Source organism: Pseudomonas sp., assembly GCF_036404235.1.
In the GTDB taxonomy this organism is placed as follows: Bacteria; Pseudomonadota; Gammaproteobacteria; order Pseudomonadales; family Pseudomonadaceae; genus Aquipseudomonas.
Window position 1 is genome coordinate 25836 of sequence record NZ_DASWOT010000116.1, and the last position, 14554, is coordinate 40389.

Here is a 14554-nt window from a genome sequence, read left to right on the forward strand (position 1 = left end):
AAGAGAGAGTAAAAAATGACTGACGTCCTGCGTTTGATCCTTGAAGACACTGATGGCACCCAACTGGAAACTTCCTGCACGCGCGTTGCCGTGATCTGGCAGGGCAAGGAGCTGTGGATTCAGCAAGACGGTCGTGGACAGCTGTTGATCGGTGTCGATGTCGAGGAGGGCGACGCTGAGTACGCCAACCTGTTGTTGCGCCCATTGGCCACTAACCTGGTCAGCCTGCAGCTGGAAATGGAACCGGCGGACATCGGCGACGACGAGGACCACGTTCACGGCCCTGATTGCAACCACGACTAAGCAGGAATTAGCCAATGCTTGCCCTCGGCAAACTGCTTGAACTGACGCTCGCGGGTCGTGAACCCGCCGAGAAAACTCAACTGACCGTCGAAGGCGTGCGCATGCGTTGGCTGGCTGAAGGCGCGCTGGAAGTAAAACCGTCCGACGCCCGTGACAACGGCATTGATCTGTTGTTGTCGGCCGGTATCCATGGCAACGAAACAGCCCCTATCGAGTTGCTGGACGAATTGATCCAGGCCATTGCCCGCGGCGAACTCAAACCGCGCGCACGTATTCTGTTCCTGTTCGGCAACCCCGAGGCCATGCGCCGTGGCGAGCGTTATATCGAGCAAGATCTAAACCGTTTTTTTAACGGAGGACATGAGCAAAGCAGCGGCGCGGAAGCCCTGCGTGCTTGCGAATTGGAGCGGCTGGCAGCCACGTTTTTCAGCCTGCCGGATCGCGATCGCCTACATTACGACCTGCACACGGCCATCCGTGGTTCGAAGATCGAGCAGTTTGCGCTGTATCCCTGGAAAGAAGGCCGTCAGCATTCGCGCCGCGAACTGGTTCGGTTGCATGGCGCCGGGATGGAGGCGGTGTTGTTGCAGAACAAGCCCTCCATTGTTTTCAGCGCTTACACCTACGACAAGCTGGGGGCGGAATCCTTCACGCTTGAATTGGGCAAGGCGCGACCGTTTGGGCAGAACCAGCAGGTCAATCTCTCGCCTCTTAAAGCGTGTCTGAAAAACTTGATCCAGGGCACTGAGTCATTGGTGGGAGATCAACTCGACGGTCTGAAGCTGTTCAGCGTGGCCCGGGAAATCATCAAGCAAAGCGATTCCTTCAAGCTCAATCTGCCTGACGATACCGAGAACTTCACGGTGTTGGAGAAGGGCTTTGTACTGGCCGAAGATGTGGCCAGTTCACGCTGGATTGTCGAAGAGGAAGGTGCGCGAATCATCTTCCCCAATCCCAGGGTCAAGAACGGGCTGCGGGCAGGGATAGTGATTGTGCCGACGACGGATGAGCAGTTGGCCTGAGCTGCCAATTTTACTGGCCAGACCGGGGGCTTTGTGTGGGGCCGCCGAGGCACGAAGGCTGCGATTACGGTTTGCCTGGCACACCGCTATCGCAGCTTTCATGAACTTGTTAGCACCTAAAAATGACTGCATGCATCTATGGGGAGCTGTTTCAGCTCGCCACTTTCTTCTGCACTTCCTGCCGACGGATACTGCGCAACGTGTTCAGAGTGTCAGCGCAGGTTTTTGCCGCTTCTTGCCCCTTGACCACGAAATGGTCGTAGAAGAATTTCTGATGCTCTTCACCTGCATGGAAGTGGTGCGGGGTCAGGACGACCGAGAATACGGGCACTTCAGTTTCCAGTTGAACTTGCATAAGCGCGCTGACTACTGACTGTGCGACGAAGTCGTGACGATAGATGCCGCCATCTACCACCAGACCGGCAGCGACGATGCCAGCATAATGGCCGGTGTTTGCCAGTAGCTTGGCGTGCAGAGGGATTTCAAAAGCGCCGCCGACTTCAAAAAAGTCGATGTCGCTCTCGGCATAACCATGTTTGGTGATTTCAGCGATGAACCCTTTGCGGCTCTGATCGACAATATCCTTGTGCCAGCAGGCCTGGATAAAGGCGATACGTTCGTTGGGATGACTTTTGCTCTTGCTATCGATTGCGGTGGGTTGCATCTGTTCTGACTCCTGTTTAATAAAAAAACAGGGCGCTTTGGATCGAAGGGGATGCCAGGGTACGGTCGAACCCACCGTGCGAACATCTTGCACTCGTGGCTGTGCTTTCGACACGATCCTGTGGTGCCAATCCCGTTCTCTCTTCATCCGGACTATGACCGTCGGCCTCGGGATCACACCGAGTCTGCTGACCTTGCCTGGGCACTGAACCCTGCAAGCGCTCGCGGGCTAGACGCGTTGTGCGTCATTACCGCCGGTGGGGAATCGCACCCCGCCCTGAGAACGTCGCCGACGCTAATCGTCGTCGGCGGGCAGTTTTTATCACAGTTTTTGCGAATGTGCATGGACACTTTCATGCTGTGATCCTGACTTTTTCTTATAAGGAATCCTTGGAATTGCCGGGCGAAGCCTTGATTATTCCTATCTGCGGCCTCAAAACTGAGGTTCGTATTTTTTCAACGGAGCTTCATCGTGACGGTTATCGATCTGCGCAGTGACACAGTGACCCAGCCCACCGTCGCCATGCGTGAAGCCATGGCGCGCGCGCCACTGGGCGACGACGTCTATGGTGAGGACCCGACGGTCAACCGTCTGGAGTCCTGGCTGGCTGCGCGATTGGGTTTTTGCGCGGCGCTGTTCGTACCTTCCGGCACGATGAGCAATCTGTTGGGCTTGATGGCGCATTGCGAGCGCGGCGACGAGTACATCGTCGGTCAGCAGGCCCACACCTACAAATATGAAGGTGGTGGCGCGGCGGTGCTGGGTTCGGTTCAGCCACAGCCGCTGGATAATCAGGCCGATGGCTCGCTGGACCTGGATCAGGTGGTGGCGGCGATCAAAGCCGACGATTTCCACTTCGCCCGCACCCGGCTGCTGGCATTGGAAAATACGATGCAGGGCAAAGTGCTGTCGCTGGAATACCTGGCGGCGGCACGCAAACTGACCGCTGAAAGGGGGCTGACGCTGCATTTGGACGGTGCTCGCCTGTACAACGCGGCCGTCAAGTTGGGCGTCGATGCTCGTGAGATCACGCAACACTTCGACTCGGTGTCGGTGTGCTTGTCCAAGGGCCTGGGCGCTCCGATTGGCTCGGTGCTGTGCGGTTCTCAGGCGTTGATCGGCAAAGCCCGACGCCTGCGCAAGATGGTGGGTGGCGGCATGCGGCAGGCTGGTTTTTTGGCGGCAGCGGGTCTTTATGCGCTGGAGCACCATGTCGAACGTCTGGTTGAAGATCACGACAATGCCGCTTTCCTGGGCAAAAGCCTGAGTGAGTTGGGGTATGACATTGAGCCGGTGCAAACCAATATGGTTTACGTACACATCGGTGATCGCGCCCAACAGCTCAAGGCGTTCTGCGCCGCGCGTGGTATTACCCTGAGCGCCGCGTCGCGTTTGCGCATGGTCACGCACCTGGATGTCAGTCGTGCTCAGTTGCAGCAGGTTGTCACGGCATTCGCTGAGTTTGGGCGGGCTTGAGCTTTGAGCTACCGATAATCCAATTGCTTGTTTCTATCGAATAAACACGCTGTACCGTTAACCCAACGCCTATATAATGCGGCCCTTTGTCGTCGCTACGTCGATTGACGTTATGCACTTGCCAGGCCGCAGTTCCCGTGGAAGAACCTATGAAAAGCGCAGAAATCCGTGAAGCCTTCCTTCGCTTCTTCGAAGAGCAAGGCCATACCCGTGTAGCCTCCAGCTCATTGATTCCGGGCAATGACCCAACCCTGCTGTTCACCAACGCAGGTATGAACCAGTTCAAGGACTGCTTCCTGGGCCAGGAAAAGCGAGCCTACACCCGTGCCGTCAGCAGTCAGAAGTGCGTGCGCGCCGGTGGTAAGCACAACGACCTCGAAAACGTCGGCTACACCGCTCGCCATCACACCTTCTTTGAAATGCTGGGCAACTTCAGCTTCGGTGACTACTTCAAGCGCGACGCAATCACCTACGCCTGGACCTTCCTGACCTCCGACAAATGGCTGAACCTGCCCAAGGACAAACTCTGGGTCACGGTCTACGCCTCGGACGATGAGGCTTACGATATTTGGACCAAAGAGATCGGTGTCCCGGCCGAACGTATGGTTCGCATCGGCGACAACAAAGGCGCGCCGTATGCCTCCGACAACTTCTGGACCATGGGCGATACAGGCCCATGTGGCCCATGCACCGAGATTTTCTACGATCATGGCGCTGACATTTGGGGTGGCCCGCCGGGCTCGCCGGAAGAAGACGGCGACCGCTACATCGAAATCTGGAACAACGTGTTCATGCAGTTCAATCGCACTGCCGACGGCGTGTTGCACCCGTTGCCTGCGCCTTCGGTAGACACCGGCATGGGCCTGGAGCGGGTCAGCGCCGTATTGCAGCATGTGAACTCGAACTACGAGATTGATCTGTTTCAGAGCCTGCTTGTCGCCTCCGCCAAAGCCATCGGTTGCAGCAACGACAATCAGGCCTCGTTGAAGGTTGTGGCGGACCACATTCGTTCGTGCGGTTTCCTGATCGCCGACGGCGTGTTGCCTTCCAACGAAGGCCGAGGCTACGTGCTGCGGCGCATCATTCGTCGTGCTTGCCGTCACGGTAACAAACTGGGAGCTACCGGCAGTTTCTTCTACCGGATCGTTGCCGCCCTGGTTGCCGAAATGGGCGACGCTTTCCCTGAGTTGAAAACCCAGCAGGCGCACATTGAGCGTGTACTGAAGGGTGAAGAAGAGCAATTTGCCAAGACCCTGGAGCAGGGCCTGAAAATCCTCGAGCAGGATCTGGCTGAGCTCAAAGGCACCGTGGTGCCGGGCGATGTGGTGTTCAAACTCTACGACACCTACGGTTTCCCGATGGACCTGACCGGCGACATTGCCCGCGAGCGCAACCTGACCCTCGACGAGGAAGGTTTTGAGCGTGAAATGGATGCACAACGTGTTCGCGCCCGTTCCGCCAGCGCGTTTGGCATGGACTACAACAGCCTGGTTAAGGTCGACGTTGCAACCGAGTTCACCGGCTACACCGCGACCAGTGGCGAGGCTAAAATCGTTGCGCTCTATAAAGAAGGCGTTTCGGTCGAGCATCTGAACGAAGGCGAGGAGGGTGTAGTCGTCCTTGATCGGACCCCGTTCTATGCTGAATCTGGTGGACAGATTGGCGACAGCGGTTATCTCTCTGCGGGCAATATCCGTTTTGACGTAAGCGACACCACCAAAACCGGTGGTGCTTTCTTGCACCATGGCATTCAGGTGTCAGGCAGCTTGAAAGTCGGCGCAGAGGTGACGACTCAGGTTGCCGCTGAGGTGCGTCAAGCCACTTCGTTGAACCACTCGGCCACGCACTTGCTGCATGCTGCATTGCGCCAGGTGCTGGGTGAGCACGTCCAGCAGAAGGGCTCGTTGGTCGACAGTCAGCGCCTGCGTTTTGACTTTAGCCATTTTGAAGCGATCAAGCCTGAGCAGATCAAGGCTCTGGAAGAGATCGTCAACGCCCAAGTGCGCAAGAACACTCCAGTCGAAACCGAAGAAACCGACATCGAGACCGCTAAAAAGAAAGGCGCCATGGCGCTGTTTGGCGAGAAGTACGGTGACAGCGTTCGTGTGCTGAGCATGGGCGGTGGTTTTTCCGTCGAACTGTGTGGCGGTATTCATGCCAGCCGCACTGGCGATATCGCACTGTTCAAAATCATCAGCGAAAGTGGCGTCGCCGCTGGCGTGCGTCGTATCGAAGCCGTTACGGGCGAGGTGGCATTGGCTTACCTGAACAGCGCCGAAGAACAGCTCAAGGAAGCCGCCACGCTGGTCAAAGGCAATCGCGACAACGTGCTGGACAAGTTGTCGGCGGTACTTGAGCGCAATCGTCTATTGGAAAAACAGCTCGAACAACTACAGGCCAAGGCGGCCAGTGCTGCGGGCGACGATCTGTCGTCGGCAGTGGATGTCAAAGGCGTCAAAGTCCTCGCTGCCCGTCTCGACGGTCAGGATGGCAAGGCGTTGTTGGCTCTCGTCGACCAGTTGAAGAACAAACTCGGCCGCGCAGTGATCCTGCTTGGCAGTGTCCATGAAGATAAGGTCGTCCTCGTTGCCGGGGTAACCAAAGACCTGACTGGCCAACTCAAAGCCGGTGATTTGATGAAGCAAGCGGCCGCCGCCGTGGGTGGTAAAGGTGGCGGTCGTCCTGACATGGCACAAGGTGGTGGCGTCGACGCCACTGCACTGGACGCAGCGCTTGCGTTGGCTGTTCCATTTGCCGAGCAGGGTATTTAAGTCGACCTCCAAAGCCCGCTGCCAGTCGGGGGCTTTGGCGCTTGAGGTTTGAAAGTTAATGGGCGCCCATCATGGGCTGAGGCGGCTTTGAGATGGCTTTGATCGTACAAAAATTTGGCGGCACCTCCGTGGGCTCGATCGAGCGCATCGAGCAGGTGGCCGACAAAGTTAAAAAATTCCGCGAAGCGGGCGATGATCTGGTGGTCGTTTTGTCCGCCATGAGCGGCGAAACCAACCGCCTGATCGACCTGGCGAAACAGATCAGCGATCAACCTGTTCCTCGTGAGTTGGATGTGATCGTATCGACCGGAGAGCAGGTGACCATTGCGCTGCTGGCGATGGCGCTGATCAAGCGTGGTGTGCCGGCGGTTTCCTATACCGGCAATCAGGTTCGTATCCTGACCGACAGCGCGCACAACAAGGCGCGTATTCTGCAGATCGACGATCAGAAAATTCGCGCTGACCTGAAGGCCGGCCGAGTGGTTGTGGTCGCAGGTTTCCAGGGTGTTGACGAAAACGGCAACATCACGACCCTGGGTCGCGGTGGTTCTGACACCACAGGTGTTGCGCTGGCCGCAGCCTTGAAAGCCGACGAATGCCAGATCTACACCGACGTCGATGGTGTTTACACCACCGATCCGCGTGTGGTGTCTCAGGCTCAACGTCTGGACAAGATCACCTTCGAAGAGATGCTGGAAATGGCCAGCCTCGGCTCCAAGGTGCTGCAGATCCGCGCCGTCGAGTTCGCCGGCAAGTACAACGTTCCGCTGCGCGTACTGCACAGCTTCAAGGAGGGTCCAGGCACCCTCATTACCATTGATGAAGAGGAATCCATGGAACAGCCGATCATTTCTGGCATCGCCTTCAACCGCGACGAAGCCAAGCTGACGATCCGTGGCGTGCCAGACACCCCGGGCGTTGCGTTCAAAATCCTCGGGCCCATCAGCGGCGCGAACATCGAAGTCGACATGATCGTGCAAAACGTTGCGCACGATAACACCACTGATTTCACCTTCACCGTGCATCGCAATGACTACCAGGCTGCCTTGCAGGTACTGGAAAATACGGCCAAAGACATTGGTGCGCGAGAGGTCAAGGGCGACACCAAGATTGCCAAGGTGTCCATAGTGGGTGTCGGTATGCGTTCTCATGCAGGTGTTGCCAGCCGTATGTTCGAAGCGCTGGCCAAGGAAAGCATCAATATTCAGATGATCTCGACCTCCGAAATCAAGGTGTCGGTGGTGATCGAAGAGAAGTATCTCGAGTTGGCTGTCCGTGCCTTGCACACGGCTTTTGAACTGGATGCTCCTCGCCAAGGCGAGTGATAGATGAACCAAGGGCGCGGCTCAAGCACGCCCTTGGTGTTTTCTGATGTGCGCAAGAAATCTGTTTTTTCCCGGCGCTCGTCAATACTCAGGCGTGACCTCTGCTGTTACTGGCTTGGGCCAATGCCTTTTCGTTATGCAGACTGTTGTCCCTGAATGTTAGGCGTGAGGAGAAAGGTATGCTGATTCTGACTCGTCGGTGCGCTGAGAGCTTGATCATTGGTGATGGTGAAATCACAGTGACCGTGCTGGGCGTAAAAGGTAATCAAGTGCGAATCGGTGTCAATGCGCCCAAGGAAGTGGCTGTCCACCGGGAAGAGATCTACCTGCGTATAAAGAAAGAGAAGGATCAGGAACCAAGCCATTAATTTTTATTGAATTTTCGGTTTGCAAACGGGGAAAAGGGTGGTTATTATACGCCCCGTGTTGCGGAGAGCTGGCCGAGTGGCCGAAGGCGCTCCCCTGCTAAGGGAGTACACCTCAAAAGGGTGTCGGGGGTTCGAATCCCCCGTTCTCCGCCATTATTTGCGTAGTACGTTGTATCTGGCTTGATCCGTAAGTGTTTGAATTTACTGGAAAAAGTTCTTGACCAAAAGATCCGACGGCCTATAATGCGCGGCAACAAATGCACTCGTAGCTCAGCTGGATAGAGTACTCGGCTACGAACCGAGCGGTCACAGGTTCGAATCCTGTCGAGTGCACCATTTGAAGGTTGTTTATAGCGATATAAGCAACTACTTTGAAAGAGCCTGGCTTCAACAGGTATTAGCTTAAACGCTAATGTTACAACCAGTGGCGATCTGGTTTATCAAGCACCATTTGCACTCGTAGCTCAGCTGGATAGAGTACTCGGCTACGAACCGAGCGGTCACAGGTTCGAATCCTGTCGAGTGCACCATAAAATGAAAAGCCCGCATGAAGATGCGGGCTTTTTACTTTCTAGCGTTTGCCTTTCACGCAGCCAACCTCATCAAATGTCACCTGGCTGCTGCGGCCTTTCTTCTCCTTGTACACATAGCGCACCTCTCCGTTTCGACTGACGATTTTGTCGGGCTTGCCGAGCATGCTTTCCACGTCCCGTTTTGTCATGCCGGCAGGTGTTTGCAGATTGATGATTGCCCGTCGTCTTTGATCGGCACTCAAGCGATTGCCACACCCGTCATCGTGTTGGCCCACCACAACCGGTTCCTTTGGCGTGTTGTTCGGTGCTCCAGTGCTGCGAATCGATACCTCGGCCGGCGGCAGGAAGCTCGCCTGTGTGCCCGGTGGGGCGTTGAACGCATCCTGCAAATGCAGCATGTGTCCATGCGGGCAGCCGAGCGTAGTGAAGGTGATGTTTCCTGCGCCATCCTCGCAACGATGCACAGTGGTCGCAAGCGTGTGGATGGGCAGAAACAACAGAGTGCTGAAAAGTAGCGGGCGAGTAAGTCGCATGTCGGCGTCCTCCGTGACTGGCGTCTGAGCAGACTAGTCAGAGGATATTTTTGGCGCGAGCGTGTTTTCTTCTCGGGATGTAACGTCGTAGCAATATCGACTCGCAGGCTCGTTAACATTGTCTTGCAAGCGATTGTTCCAAGGTGAATTTTTAATATGCAGTGCCAGCAAGCGGTGTATGATTGCGCGCGTCAGCCCCGCCGGGGCTTGTGGAATACCTCCATGGACTTACCCAGTAGCTACTCAGAATTAAGCTGCACCAATCAAGAATCGACTGATTGATCTCTCGGCGTGTTCCACTGCTGGGAGTGGAGTTCGCCTATGACCGAAATAGAAGTAAAAAAAACGCAGGAAAGCCTTCAGGATCGTCTCGCTCAAGTCATCGATTTGCTGCAGCGCCAGCGTATCGTCGAGGACCTGACGCATCGCCAGGAAGGCCAGCATCAGAACCGTGTTGAAAACCTTGTTCATCGGCAGAATCTCGTCGAGCTGCAACGCAAGCTTGAGGATCTTCACTCTGCCGACGTCGCCTATATTCTCGAAGCCCTGCCCCTTGAAGACCGCCTGACGGTCTGGCAGTTGGTCAAGGCTGATCGAGACGGCGACATCCTTCTCGAAGTATCCGATTCTGTCCGTGAAACCCTGATCGCCGACATGGACGATCACGAGTTGCTGGCTGCTGCCAGGGAAATGGACGCGGATGAACTGGCTGACCTTGCGCCTGAGCTGCCGCGCGATGTCGTCCATGAATTGATGGAGGCCCTGGACAGCCAGCAGCGCGAGCGTGTGCGTTCGGCTCTGTCTTATAACGAAGACCAGGTTGGCGCGCTCATGGACTTCGAGATGGTGACGATCCGTGAGGATGTCAGTCTTGAGGTGGTTCTGCGTTACCTGCGTCGTCTCAAGGAGCTGCCAGGCCACACCGACAAACTGTTTGTCGTTGATTATGACGGCGTGCTCAAGGGGGTGTTGCCGATCAAGCGCCTGCTGGTCAACGACCCCGAAAAGCAGGTTGCCGAGGTTATGGCCAACGACCCGGTAAGTTTTCATCCGGACGGCGATGCCTATGAGGCTGCTCAAGCGTTCGAGCGTTACGACCTTATTTCCTCGCCGGTGGTCGACAAGAACGGCAAGCTGATCGGTCGTTTGACCATCGACGAAATGGTTGACTTGATCCGTGAAGAAAGTGAGACCGAAGTACTCAACATGGCCGGTCTGCGCGAAGAGGAAGATATCTTTGCGTCGGTCTGGCGATCTCTTCGTAACCGCTGGGCATGGCTGGCAGTCAACCTGATTACAGCTTTTATCGCCTCACGCGTGATCGGCCTGTTCGAAGGCTCCATTGAGAAGCTGGTTGCGCTGGCGGCGTTGATGCCCATCGTCGCGGGGATTGGTGGTAACTCGGGCAATCAGACCATTACCATGATCGTTCGAGCGATGGCGCTCGATCAGGTCAGCACCGGAAATACGTCGCGCCTGATGCGTAAAGAGCTTGCCGTTGGCTTGATCAACGGTTTGGTCTGGGGTGGGGTGATAGGTGTCGTCGCATATTTGCTGTATGGCAGTTGGTCGTTGGGCGTGGTGATGACGGCGGCGATGACGTTGAATTTGTTACTTGCGGCGCTGATGGGTGTGTTGATCCCAATGACCTTGGCGCGCCTTGGACGCGATCCTGCGATGGGTGCCAGTGTGATGATCACAGCCATGACTGATAGCGGCGGCTTTTTTATCTTTCTTGGGCTGGCGACTATTTTTCTACTTTGAATGTAACGGACAAAAAACCGCCTCAGCAGGCGGTTTTTTGTTATGTGCGATTCTGTGTTTGAGTTTAAAAACGATCGACCACAAAAAAGCCAGCTTGATGCTGGCCTTTAAGTCTCTGGGAGCGTCGATTTACTCGTCGTCGTTCGCCAGGCTGGTGTCATGAGCAATCAGCGAAACCAAAGCATTTTGCTGGCGGTGTGCGAGCTGCCGGAAACGCTGCAGCAGCTCACGCTCATGCAATGAAAGCTCTGGACTGTCCAGACGCAGGCTTGGCTCATCGCCCAGCGCGCCTTCTTGAATCAGGCTCTGCTCAAGACGAGCAATGATTTCCGAATTCATACTGCGATGATGCTGTTTGGCGACTTCCGCAATACGCTCGCGCATGCCCTCGGGGAGACGGACAACGAACTTGTCAGCTGTGCGACTGGAATAATTGGCCTGTTTCATAGGGCTCATATATTTAACCGATTTAGTTCAAAGGGGGAGGCAGTTCGTACACTGGCCGCGAGATGTCACTGTGTGACTATCAATTTGGCGAAATGTTCAACCAGCCAACAAATGGGGACGCCATCATGCATCAATACGTCGGATCGTTGGCGTCAAATCTGTGACAAATATTGAACCAGATAAAGGCGTTTAGCCAGCACCAATTATCAGGAATGCGGTCCAGTTTGCAAAATTCTCAAGCACCGTTCGTCGAATGTCCCAATCATGAGTGCCGCAAATTTGCGCCATGATGGCTATCTGTCTTCATCAGCGTAGGTGGGGACGGGGAAAATATCGACAAGACAGGCAAGAAAGAGACGAAGGGTCTTTCAAGGTAGAGGCGGGGATTAGAGATGAGTGCTGAGATGCGTACCCTCTGTAAGAGGCTAATTGGCCGGTCTCGCCTAACGCAGCACCGGGTCAAATTTGATTTTACGACCGATGACCAAGCCAATGACAAACAGACCAGCGAAGAGAGCGGCAGCCGACTTAGCGATCGTACCCATCGTTTCCATGGTGGTTGGCAGCAGTTGATCCACTGCAAGGGCCATGACGGTCAGAATGAAAAATGACAGTGCTGCTTTAGACATGGCGTCTCTCTTTTAATGTGAAGAAAACTCGTGATACCCCTGTTTAAAAAATCCAGCGTTGCGAGTGATCTTCGCTGATCGATTCGCTGACGTCTTTAGCCAGCAAAGCGCCGGAGCGTTGCGCGGGTATCATCGCGATTCGCGGGGTCTCTTTCAGCAGGTAGTGAGGTTGGGCCTGAACAGCGACATTCTCGGGTTTACTGCCATCGCCATGGAAATGGAAAACCACCAGAGTCACCAGTGCTGCGACGTTCAGTAGAGAGAGTGCCATGTTCATCTCGGAGTACCTTCGCTTGGAGTTTGTTCTGAGGGGAATTTCACATAAGGAGATAGTGCATGCTGCATGCCACATTTATTTCAATAAAAATTCGTTAAAAATCAATAGGATGTCGTTAAATACGAGGCAGTCAATATTGCACTTTGCAATGATGTCATTGTGAGGCGTTGCAAAATGCACGATGCCTCGACAATCCCGCCATTTCGTCCGGCGTACTACAAGCTCAAACGCCAATGACGACATGACAAAACAATGACTTGCCGTTAATATGCACGCCGTTCCGTTGGTGCCAATCAGAGCGCTAGCATTTTGTCCCAGTAGCTCAATTGGATAGAGCATCCCCCTCCTAAGGGGAAGGCTGGCAGTTCGAACCTGCCCTGGGACACCATATAGTTCAAGACTTTCAGCCCCTTTCCTGAATTTAGAAAAAGGTCCATGGGCCGCAAGGCTGGTGCAAGACCTCTGCTTAAAAAATTGCCTCCCCAGGTACGAAAACCGAATTCCTGTAAGAATGGCTGGGATTTCAAAACACGCCCCGAATCCGCATATCAAAATACTGCCGAGATTTGAAAATGCTCTATGCTTTCGGTGTGTGTTCGGATGTGACATGGCCGGCAGGCCTCGATATAACTGAACGTTATGTTTTGAGGTGAGAAATGCGAGAAAGACATCATCCGGTGTGGGACGTCTACGACCAACTTCGGACTGCCCGCCTCAACGAAAAATACTATGGCTGCCGCCTGCAAAAATTCGAAAGGGTTAATTTCTGGTCCGAGATACTCGTGGCGGCTACTGCCTCCTCATCCGCATTAGCAGGGCTAGCATTTTGGGATACCCAGGCGGGCAACTCGATCTGGAAAGTCTTGCTTGCCCTAGCGGCAATAGTGACTATTTCCAAGCCACTCCTCAATCTGACAAAAAAAATACGGTCCTACGAGGAGTTACTCGCGGCCTATCGTTTACTTACCCATGATCTGAAAAATCTTCGCACCGATATCAACCAAGCTCAGCTATACAACCGCGCTCATCAAGCGCGTCTAAAGAGTATCAACGAAAAGCAGCGCTTGTTAGCGGACAAATCACCTGAGCGCATAGAGAACCGAAAGGTTAAACGTTGGTGTTCAAAGGAGGTAATCCTAGAATTGCCGTCCGAGGCATTCTTCGTACCGGAGGTGGAAAATGGCAGGCAAAGAAAGAGATCCACAACCGCCACATGAGCATGAGCATGAGCATGAGCATGAGGATCATCCGTCGCCCGTATCGCACCATGATAATGAACCTGGGAATTACTGCCCGGATGACGTCGAGCAGATCGGCCCTGATCAAGTTCCCGGCAACGTAGAGCCTGATGACCCTTGGCCTAGAGACTGAAAGGCTCAGGCCGATGCTTCTCGGATGCGCAGACCGAATCCAAAACTCACAAAATCGGAGACGCGCTCCTAACCTTCTTCGAAGACCAAGGGAAGATAAATGAGATGTCAAAGGCTCAGGGCAGAGCCCTCCAAACTGATATCGATATGGCTAAGGTGATACAAAGATCGTTCGATCCGTTCCCCTAATGGGTGCAAAGACTTGCAGTCCCGATGATAACCAAGGCGAGTACAAATCCTCATGTGGGCTATTTGATTCCGCTGCGTTTTTTTGGTGGCAGTGTGGCGCGCTTGCTTTTCAAGTCTTTTCACTGATTGCAGCGGCAACCACCGCCTTTGTTTATGCGCGTAGCTTGTAAGGCTCAGCGGACCGGATACTGTTCGGCTAAGCTGTTATAGCTAAATCGAGGACGAGCGAATGTCTGACCCGGAGTTCGTGCCCTCAATTCGGAATCGCTTAATTAGCCATCCTTGAGAGTCCCCTCCTGCTCTTCAGGTAGCCTCTCCAATCGCACATCCCTTTGCCCTGCTGATCAGCGCCAAGTCCAATCAGGTGATCACCTGCCAGGACGGAAATATCGACCCCCTCGCCCGTGTCGATTCGTGCCGCTGGCTTACCGTCGACGTGGACTGCGACGAAATTCCGCATAAATACTCGCACTGATAATCGCCCCAGCGCCGCTTACCGATGCAGATCGGGACCGGGTTGCCGCTGGCAGTGGTGTTCTTCGCGCTGCCGAATGCATAACTTGGCAAATTTTCAGGGGTCGCGCTTTGCGCTACTGCCCAGTGCGAGCGAATAACTTGAGCTTTTGCTGTCAGCACATAGGTTCTACAACTTGTTGTAATTCTCGAAACCCATTCAAGTGGGTACAAGACGGCTGGAACCATTATCAGCTTGGTGCATAAAGCAACATGGGCTGCAATTAAGAATAGATTATTTAGTTAACCGCTCATGCCACTACGTCATTAATGCATTCTCATATATTCTTCCGGTTTAAATCCTATAGCACGATACCCGAACGCCATAGGCCGCGGGAAAACCTGGGTCAAGGTCACGCCCGAGCTGGAG

At 54.5% G+C, this 14554-nt stretch carries 13 protein-coding genes, 4 tRNA genes and 1 riboswitch; of the genes, 12 read left to right on the forward strand and 5 right to left on the reverse strand.

Going from position 1 to position 14554, the window contains the following annotated elements; genetic code table 11:
- The first annotated feature begins 15 nt into the window (after positions 1 to 15).
- The gene (locus VGC62_RS14440; protein WP_331187767.1) at positions 16 to 303 is read left to right on the forward strand and encodes a topoisomerase II; all 288 of its coding nucleotides are present in this window, start codon (positions 16 to 18) and stop codon (positions 301 to 303) included.
- A 14-nt stretch (positions 304 to 317) separates the two neighbouring features.
- Positions 318 to 1325: a succinylglutamate desuccinylase gene (gene astE, locus VGC62_RS14445; protein WP_331187768.1), complete on the forward strand. Its 1008-nt coding sequence runs from the start codon at positions 318 to 320 to the stop codon at positions 1323 to 1325.
- 151 nt (positions 1326 to 1476) lie between these two features.
- Here astE and VGC62_RS14450 read toward each other — a convergent pair whose 3' ends face one another.
- The gene (locus VGC62_RS14450) at positions 1477 to 1989 is read right to left on the reverse strand and encodes a 6,7-dimethyl-8-ribityllumazine synthase (protein ID WP_331187769.1); all 513 of its coding nucleotides are present in this window, start codon (positions 1987 to 1989) and stop codon (positions 1477 to 1479) included.
- 130 nt (positions 1990 to 2119) lie between these two features.
- Positions 2120 to 2277: riboswitch (FMN riboswitch) on the reverse strand.
- Positions 2278 to 2460: 183 nt separating this feature from the next.
- Here VGC62_RS14450 and ltaE point away from each other — a divergent pair.
- From ltaE to VGC62_RS14485, 7 genes are all read left to right on the forward strand, one after another.
- A complete protein-coding gene (gene ltaE, locus VGC62_RS14455) occupies positions 2461 to 3465 on the forward strand; it encodes a low-specificity L-threonine aldolase (RefSeq protein WP_331187770.1) in 1005 nt (334 codons plus the stop codon).
- A gap of 149 nt (positions 3466 to 3614) precedes the next feature.
- Positions 3615 to 6236, forward strand: coding sequence for an alanine--tRNA ligase (alaS, locus tag VGC62_RS14460; protein ID WP_331187771.1), 2622 nt, complete (start codon positions 3615 to 3617; stop codon positions 6234 to 6236).
- A gap of 92 nt (positions 6237 to 6328) precedes the next feature.
- On the forward strand, positions 6329 to 7561 hold the full coding sequence (locus tag VGC62_RS14465; protein ID WP_331187772.1) for an aspartate kinase: 1233 nt from the start codon (positions 6329 to 6331) through the stop codon (positions 7559 to 7561).
- 179 nt (positions 7562 to 7740) lie between these two features.
- The gene (csrA, locus tag VGC62_RS14470) at positions 7741 to 7929 is read left to right on the forward strand and encodes a carbon storage regulator CsrA (protein ID WP_020290522.1); all 189 of its coding nucleotides are present in this window, start codon (positions 7741 to 7743) and stop codon (positions 7927 to 7929) included.
- A gap of 62 nt (positions 7930 to 7991) precedes the next feature.
- Positions 7992 to 8082: transfer RNA gene (locus tag VGC62_RS14475), tRNA-Ser, on the forward strand.
- A gap of 106 nt (positions 8083 to 8188) precedes the next feature.
- Positions 8189 to 8265, forward strand: a tRNA-Arg gene (locus tag VGC62_RS14480).
- Positions 8266 to 8382: 117 nt separating this feature from the next.
- Positions 8383 to 8459, forward strand: a tRNA-Arg gene (locus VGC62_RS14485).
- 41 nt (positions 8460 to 8500) lie between these two features.
- On the opposite strand, the gene VGC62_RS14490 is transcribed toward VGC62_RS14485, so the two are convergent.
- Complete coding sequence (locus tag VGC62_RS14490; protein WP_331187773.1) at positions 8501 to 8995, reverse strand: cell envelope protein SmpA; 495 nt, start codon at positions 8993 to 8995, stop codon at positions 8501 to 8503.
- 321 nt (positions 8996 to 9316) lie between these two features.
- Between VGC62_RS14490 and mgtE the strand changes: the two genes are divergently transcribed.
- Positions 9317 to 10759 (forward strand): magnesium transporter, encoded by a 1443-nt coding sequence (gene mgtE / locus VGC62_RS14495; RefSeq protein ID WP_331187774.1) that lies wholly within the window; start codon positions 9317 to 9319, stop codon positions 10757 to 10759.
- A gap of 129 nt (positions 10760 to 10888) precedes the next feature.
- On the opposite strand, the gene VGC62_RS14500 is transcribed toward mgtE, so the two are convergent.
- The 3 genes from VGC62_RS14500 to VGC62_RS14510 form a co-directional block, all read right to left on the reverse strand.
- Positions 10889 to 11215, reverse strand: a complete 327-nt coding sequence (locus tag VGC62_RS14500) for an Arc family DNA-binding protein (RefSeq protein ID WP_093464019.1) — start codon at positions 11213 to 11215, stop codon at positions 10889 to 10891.
- Positions 11216 to 11649: 434 nt separating this feature from the next.
- On the reverse strand, positions 11650 to 11835 hold the full coding sequence (locus tag VGC62_RS14505) for a PA3371 family protein (protein WP_331187775.1): 186 nt from the start codon (positions 11833 to 11835) through the stop codon (positions 11650 to 11652).
- Between the two features lie 43 nt (positions 11836 to 11878).
- A complete protein-coding gene (locus tag VGC62_RS14510; protein ID WP_331187776.1) occupies positions 11879 to 12106 on the reverse strand; it encodes a hypothetical protein in 228 nt (75 codons plus the stop codon).
- A gap of 317 nt (positions 12107 to 12423) precedes the next feature.
- Between VGC62_RS14510 and VGC62_RS14515 the strand changes: the two genes are divergently transcribed.
- A tRNA-Arg gene (locus VGC62_RS14515) sits at positions 12424 to 12500 on the forward strand.
- Between the two features lie 268 nt (positions 12501 to 12768).
- A complete protein-coding gene (locus VGC62_RS14520) occupies positions 12769 to 13329 on the forward strand; it encodes a hypothetical protein (RefSeq protein WP_331187777.1) in 561 nt (186 codons plus the stop codon).
- Positions 13330 to 14554 lie beyond the last annotated feature (1225 nt).

Excerpts from the sequence above, each read along its gene's own strand:
- VGC62_RS14440 (WP_331187767.1), top strand. The coding sequence starts at position 16 with ATGACTGACGTCCTGCGTTTGATCCTTGAAGACACTGATGGCACCCAA.
- astE (WP_331187768.1), top strand. The coding sequence starts at position 318 with ATGCTTGCCCTCGGCAAACTGCTTGAACTGACGCTCGCGGGTCGTGAA.
- VGC62_RS14465 (WP_331187772.1), top strand. The coding sequence starts at position 6,329 with ATGGCTTTGATCGTACAAAAATTTGGCGGCACCTCCGTGGGCTCGATC.
- csrA (WP_020290522.1), top strand. The coding sequence starts at position 7,741 with ATGCTGATTCTGACTCGTCGGTGCGCTGAGAGCTTGATCATTGGTGAT.
- VGC62_RS14520 (WP_331187777.1), top strand. The coding sequence starts at position 12,769 with ATGCGAGAAAGACATCATCCGGTGTGGGACGTCTACGACCAACTTCGG.
- VGC62_RS14490 (WP_331187773.1), bottom strand. The coding sequence starts at position 8,995 with ATGCGACTTACTCGCCCGCTACTTTTCAGCACTCTGTTGTTTCTGCCC.
- VGC62_RS14505 (WP_331187775.1), bottom strand. The coding sequence starts at position 11,835 with ATGTCTAAAGCAGCACTGTCATTTTTCATTCTGACCGTCATGGCCCTT.
- VGC62_RS14510 (WP_331187776.1), bottom strand. The coding sequence starts at position 12,106 with ATGGCACTCTCTCTACTGAACGTCGCAGCACTGGTGACTCTGGTGGTT.
- VGC62_RS14450 (WP_331187769.1), bottom strand. The coding sequence starts at position 1,989 with ATGCAACCCACCGCAATCGATAGCAAGAGCAAAAGTCATCCCAACGAA.
- alaS (WP_331187771.1), top strand. The coding sequence starts at position 3,615 with ATGAAAAGCGCAGAAATCCGTGAAGCCTTCCTTCGCTTCTTCGAAGAG.
- VGC62_RS14500 (WP_093464019.1), bottom strand. The coding sequence starts at position 11,215 with ATGAGCCCTATGAAACAGGCCAATTATTCCAGTCGCACAGCTGACAAG.
- mgtE (WP_331187774.1), top strand. The coding sequence starts at position 9,317 with ATGACCGAAATAGAAGTAAAAAAAACGCAGGAAAGCCTTCAGGATCGT.